Below are 6,223 nucleotides of genomic sequence, written 5' to 3'. Positions count from 1 at the left end.
CCTTTGTTTGATTAAGATTTCGACACCTTTATCAAAACGGGTAACTTTCTCTTTTTCAAGAAGAATGTACGATCAAGTCTGAACTAATACACTTTACTATTGCTTCTGAACTAAGAACTCATTTAGCTCTTCGATTGTTGATCAATCCGAACTTTTTTTGCTCATTGGCTCATTCAATTTATCAATGCTGAGCCCATACTTATGGGCATTGTATTGCCACACCACAAACTGTTCCAACAACATAGCATTTTCTTTTTCCAATCTTGCATTCTTAGCCTCCAAAGCCTCAATTTTAGTTTGAGCAATTTTCAGACTAGCAGGTAGTTTATTCGTCTTATTAGTATTTATATTCAAAGCCTTAGATGGCTTTTTACTTTGGTCATAAGCATTCTTAATACGAGCGTATTTCTGCAATGTTTGACGAGTTGGTGCAGGTACAAGTTCTAACTGTAATTCAATAGCCTTACAGAGCCGCTCCCATGTTAATTTCTCATCTAAAGACCAATAATCAAGAAGCTCGACAATATTTTCAATGTCTTTGTCAGTTAAATGCTGTGCCATATCAAATCCATAAATCCATTTGCAATGCAGGACTGAGCAAATGTGGTTCATCCTCTATCTTTTTCCGTTGAGTATTCTCAATAACGGGGATACGTTTACGACCTGCTTTTTGATACGCTAAATCAAGATGTGTAACATCTTCCGAAGGCGGCAAACTTAAAGGCGTTCCATCAAGAATGTTTGAATCATCTAGTAGGGCAATTAACTGTTCACAACGTTTAATCGTAAGCTCTCTAGTCCCCAACCAGACCGTTGCACCAGTAACATTTTTACTAACAGCTTCCTTATCCTTTGCCCATAAGATTTTTTCTTTTCTAAGTCGATCTTGAAGCCGTTTTTTCTTTTCTTCATCCCCCTTAATACAGACATGTTCCGTACAATTAAGACAATTTCTATACTTTAGGCAGGGTTCATCAATATAAGAATGTGTACAAAGTCCAAACTCGGTAGTGTGCATAGACAATGTTGTTTTGGTATTTAGCTCTTGTAGAGTTCGAGGTGTAGCGATCTGAAATGTAAATGTACTATCAGTATTTACTGTACCAACCTCATTTTTCTGCATCTCAATTAAGCCAAAATTACGATCTTCAACCGAAGTGTGGTCATATACTCGATTTTGCTTCATATCAGCTCGCCCTGACCATTTAGCGAGTAACATGCTATCCATTCCATTGGTATTTGCTATCGTATTGAGAAGATGCCTAAATTGATGGGTAGACACACTGTAGTCACCATATCCCCATCGTTGGAAAATGGATTGAACATTTGTTAACTCATCACTTCCTTTTTTCTTTTTTTTGGTAGGAGATAAGTCTTCATTTATAGTATCAATATGAGGCATCCATAATTCTGACAAAATAGTTGGTTTAACCTTGTCAAATTGGTTTGCAAAACAACAAAATAAAGCTTCAGACCATTTAACCTGTACGCCATTACCTGTTTTAAAAGGTACGTAAGGAAAGCCATCTGGCAGTCTATTTCGCAATATGATATTTAAATCGTTCAGGCAGACTTCATAATCGCCAATAGGAATATCACGAGTTTTTAAAAACTGTTTTGCACTTTTATTTGCTTGACTGTCATCATATTGCGACACATCAAACCCCATTGCCAACAACACTTCACTACGTTTTAATAACTGATCATCAGGCACTTTGGGACAAAGCTCATGTCTCGGAAATTTATCACTTGTCTCAAGCAAATATGCTAAATGTCTAGACTTTTCTGACATCTTAATCAAACGTTTAATAGCCCGTTTGACCGTTGGAATCATGACACTCGGAATGAATTTAATGTCATACCCATAATTTTTCTGTGCATACCACCTGATACCTAATACTTTCTCAATATTAGAACCATCTGCCACAAGCCCTAAACTGCTCTTAGAAACCGTTTGGACTTCTTCCTCATGGATACAATTATGCTTTAAGAAAAATAGCTCTGATGCTCGTTCTGGAGCAGCTAGAAGCAAACTCACAGCACTGGTGACAAAAATATCTCTACCTGACAACTCTGAATCCTTTCGAGAGAAAATATCAGCTAGAGCAAAAATAGCATCCTCATCAGGAAGTTTAGAAGCTCGATGTTCCTCTGACTCTGCATCTAACACAATTGATTTTTCAGAAGGCTTTTTAATTGGACTTTTCCAATCTGGTAAAGCTAATATTTTTAATTGGCGAAGAAAGTCTAAAAGAATCTTTAGCTGTCTACCCACATGATAAGCAGAACTTGCTTTATAGTTTTCCTTTGCATTTTCAGCAGCTAAGTCAAAATCAGCAATAATCAATTTAGTTAAATCAACTTCACCATATCGGTCTAAGCATATTTGTTCTATGGCCCGAATTGAAAGAATCGTATCTTGAGTTTTTAACTTACTGTTAATTCTTTGATACTTAACATAGGCTTTGGCAAATTCTAGAATTGAATGATGCAAAAGATTTTCAGGTGATCTATCTTTGGATGAAATACCTGTTTTGACAAAGTTTACTTCGCCTTTCCAATAATTCTCATCAAATTTAATATCTTCATTTAATTCAGATAATTGTTTAACAAAATCAATAAACTGCTTAATTTCGGAGTAAGGAGATTGGATTTTGTCAGATGGAAAATATATTAAATTATCCATGGTTGAACTCCTTACAAGCATCCATAACTTGCTGAACGGCAATAATTGTACGGTCATTCACGGCAGCGACTTCAAGGCTACAACCCATCGCAATTAGATCATCTCGCTCTTTAATTAATTGCTCTAGAACCAAATAATGAGGTGCATTTGCCCAAGGCATAAACTTGCTACATAGATAACATGCGATTGGTGCATAATCATTGCAGTATTGATTTGTACCACATGAACCAACGTCACAATCTTGTTCTACAGAAGAAATTCTATTCGCGTCTTTAATTTGTGATTGGGCTTCAATCTCATCTCTTACAACTTTCCCCTGAAAAGCATCTGCATATTTGCGTAAACTATCGTCCATTATAGATGATAGTTGCTGTGCAATTTCGGGCACACTCTGCACATAACAGTGAGCATTTTGCGTATCATGATGATCTAACAACTTTGCAATCACATTCACACCCGCTTTCTGCCTAGCTGCATTTGTTCCAAGCGTATAGCGAAATCTATAAGCATTAACAAATATTGGATCACCTGTTTCCCTTGAACGAACACCAAGCTTTCTTACCGCATCTTTTAACTTTTGAGTTAATTGAACCGTAGGCAAATGAATAATTTCTTTTGGCAAAATTTCTGAAATTTCATGCCGATTTTCCCAATCCAAATTAACCAATTTCTCAAAATCATAAAATAGCGGTAGCTCTGCAAACTCTTGTTCAGATAGCTCTCGTTTTATTTCTTTACTTAATTTCTGCTTTAAAATTCGAGTATGCTCAAACAATATTTGTACGATACTTTCACGAATTCCTACTTCACGAAAAGCATAACGAAATCCACTAGCACCTCTTATTTTAGCTTTTGGAATATTGAGTACATGAACTTTTTTTTCATCCTTAAACTTATACTTATCGGTCTCGTATAAGTCTTTTACTTTTAACCCAGCAATTTGAATTGGTCGTCTACCAGTCGCACAAAAAACACGAATTAGAGCAGCCTCATAATAGGAAATCTTATTTTCTGCTAAATATTCATTGGTTCTAGTGATAATTGTTTGAAATTCAAATGGGCTAAATGGACCTTCATCTGGATCAAGGGAAAGGACTGCTGCTCCTTTTTCATTGCCACTCAATCTCCATGAATCCATTAGATCGTAAACTTCATCATCTACTGAGGAATAACCCAAATCATATAGTTTCTTCAAAAAGACTCGTAGCATAGCTACTTTGTATTCATCTTTTTTTGCCGAATAAAAATTTTTATAATTTAAAAGACCTTTAATTGAAAAATGATCCTCTCCTGTAATATCAAAATATTTACCAATATATTCGCACATGTTTGCTGTATGTGAACTTGAACTATACTTAGCAAAATGAACCAAAGTCATGACTACATCAGATTGGACAGAAAACTCAAAATTTCGTATACGAGAGATATCTATAGTTTTATTGATATCTAATACCCATTTCTGATCATCGATACTAAACTCATAACCTTTGAATGAGGTAAAAGTATTTTGCGACTTATCTAAACTATCGATTCGAATTGATTTATTCATTCTCATCCTCAAATTTTTCTTGGATACTTAAGCCAACCTCTACGGCACGCTTATTCTCTGCACGTCTTGAATATCTTCTTGCACTTTGTGAGTTAGGTATCCACCCCATCAGATACGCACGATCTCTCTCAGCCTGGTCTTCTGTTATTTTTCCAGATTTAATTAAAGTCTGAACTTTATCTGTATATTTATCATTCCATGTATGCCTAAATGCATGTGCATGCACATTGAATAAAACGACTTCAGAAATTTCTGAAAAGATTTTATCTAGAGCTTTTATTGATAAAGGTTTACCTTTATTTGATAAAATCAAAAAGTCTGTTAGCTCTGCATGCGGTATGGCTGATCTATAATTTAAAATGTAAGTTTCTAATTTTTTCTTTAAGTTTTGATTGACTGCAATTGATCGACTTCTAGTTTTAACCAACGGTTGATATAGCCTAGAATCACTTCCATCATGAGGATTACGCTTAATAGTAAGATACGACGTACCACCTTGAGAGGGTGTTATATCTGTAATTTTTAAATTTAATAATTCACCTTTACGACACCCAAGATATAAAAACAAATAGGTAATCAGCTCATTTCTATAAGTAATGTAATCTGAAGTCCAAATACGGTTCTGATTATCAGGATCAACTGCCTTTAAAATTTTATTTAGTTGATCAGTATCAAAAGATTTGTATTCAGCCTGAATATCCATGGACTTACGAGGTCTACGAGATTTTAAAAACTGCTTTGTACTTGTTATTGCAGATGAATGAAGATGCGTCTCAAACCACCCAATATATTCGGCAAAATTAGTTAACCGCCGATATATCAATTGTTTGGATACATAGTCCTGAGTAACAACCAATTTTGCTCTAGCTCGCTCTTTGTTATTACTTTTTGGAAAACTTATGATCTTTTTTTTTGAAGCTGTCCCGCTTAATCGGCTACGATTGAAACTGGTTAAATTTACTAAAGCTTCGATTTCATCTAATTTTAAAAAATCTTTATTTTTAATCCTTTGTTCCAAATCAATTCCTAACTTATCCAATAACTGAAACAGCAACTTAATATCTTCTAGAATAGCTGTAATAGTATTGATTGATTGACCACGATTTCTTAAATGAATGATCGTATATAAATTTGGATAAGTCATAGGAACACCATCACTATTCAAAAGAACAGCGAATCTCTCACCACCACTCATTACAAATCTTTTAACAAACATCATGGCTTTATTTAACAAAATATCTAAGTATTAAATATCATAAATCATAAGTAAAAAAATTTACAGAACCATTTCTAGTATCTGTAAATTTCTTTTGTAACTAACTACTAATAAAGAATAATTTTATAAACTTTACAAAACATGGTCTCTAGTAGGTGTCAAAATGGTAAATCATCATCTAGATCGGCCGCAGGTGCCGGAGTTGGCGCCGGCTGTGCTTTGGGTGTAAAGCCGCCCGGGTTATTGTTGCCATAACCCCCACCCTGGTTGTTATTGAAACCAGCTTGCTGTGGCGCTGAACCATAGCCACCTTGCGGGTTATTATTGCCATAACCGCCCTGATTATTGTTAAAACGCGGCTGGTTAAAACCATTGTCGCCCTGTTCACCTTGTGGACGTGCCGAATCCAGCATCTGCATTTGTTCGCCACGGATTTCTGTTGTATAGCGTTCCTGACCATTCTGGTCGGTCCATTGACGGGTACGCAATGAACCTTCGATATACACTTTAGAACCTTTGCGCAGGTATTGTTGTGCAATTTCACCTAAACGGTTGTGCAGCACAATACGGTGCCATTCTGTTTGCTCTTTACGCTCACCGGTATTTTTATCTGTCCACGAGTCGCTGGTTGCTATCGAAAACTGTGTAAGGGAGCCCCCATTGGGGAAAGTTTTTGTTTCAGGATCTCGACCTAAAGTACCAACCAAAATAACCTTATTTACACCACGCATGAGATCTGTATTCCTATTTGTATCTATTTTACTTTATAAGA

The 6,223-nt window shown here is 35.7% G+C and carries 5 protein-coding genes; all 5 read right to left on the bottom strand.

Annotation, left to right across the window (positions count from 1 at the left end; all coding sequences use genetic code 11):
* Positions 1-141: 141 nt before the first annotated feature.
* Positions 142-561, bottom strand: a complete 420-nt coding sequence (locus tag NI461_RS05905; protein ID WP_253156830.1) for a hypothetical protein — start codon at positions 559-561, stop codon at positions 142-144.
* Between the two features lies 1 nt (position 562).
* Positions 563-2,686 carry an integrase gene (locus tag NI461_RS05900; RefSeq protein ID WP_174660427.1) on the bottom strand — a complete coding sequence of 708 codons (2,124 nt, stop codon included), beginning with the start codon at positions 2,684-2,686 and terminating at the stop codon, positions 563-565.
* Positions 2,679-4,235, bottom strand: a complete 1,557-nt coding sequence (locus NI461_RS05895; protein WP_174660428.1) for a site-specific integrase — start codon at positions 4,233-4,235, stop codon at positions 2,679-2,681. Before NI461_RS05895 ends, NI461_RS05900 begins: the two co-directional genes overlap by 8 nt.
* Positions 4,228-5,454, bottom strand: coding sequence for a site-specific integrase (locus NI461_RS05890; RefSeq protein ID WP_174660429.1), 1,227 nt, complete (start codon positions 5,452-5,454; stop codon positions 4,228-4,230). Before NI461_RS05890 ends, NI461_RS05895 begins: the two co-directional genes overlap by 8 nt.
* A 155-nt stretch (positions 5,455-5,609) precedes the next feature.
* Complete coding sequence (gene ssb / locus NI461_RS05885) at positions 5,610-6,182, bottom strand: single-stranded DNA-binding protein (protein WP_253156828.1); 573 nt, start codon at positions 6,180-6,182, stop codon at positions 5,610-5,612.
* Positions 6,183-6,223: the final 41 nt, after the last annotated feature.

This window comes from Acinetobacter sp. S4400-12 (genome assembly GCF_024129495.1).
Lineage (GTDB): Bacteria > Pseudomonadota > Gammaproteobacteria > Pseudomonadales > Moraxellaceae > Acinetobacter > Acinetobacter lwoffii_C.
The sequence above is the reverse complement of the archived record's forward strand: the minus strand, read 5'-3'. Positions and strand labels throughout refer to the sequence as shown.

Excerpts from the sequence above, each read along its gene's own strand:
- NI461_RS05900 (WP_174660427.1), bottom strand. The coding sequence starts at position 2,686 with ATGGATAATTTAATATATTTTCCATCTGACAAAATCCAATCTCCTTAC.
- NI461_RS05895 (WP_174660428.1), bottom strand. The coding sequence starts at position 4,235 with ATGAATAAATCAATTCGAATCGATAGTTTAGATAAGTCGCAAAATACT.
- ssb (WP_253156828.1), bottom strand. The coding sequence starts at position 6,182 with ATGCGTGGTGTAAATAAGGTTATTTTGGTTGGTACTTTAGGTCGAGAT.
- NI461_RS05890 (WP_174660429.1), bottom strand. The coding sequence starts at position 5,454 with ATGATGTTTGTTAAAAGATTTGTAATGAGTGGTGGTGAGAGATTCGCT.
- NI461_RS05905 (WP_253156830.1), bottom strand. The coding sequence starts at position 561 with ATGGCACAGCATTTAACTGACAAAGACATTGAAAATATTGTCGAGCTT.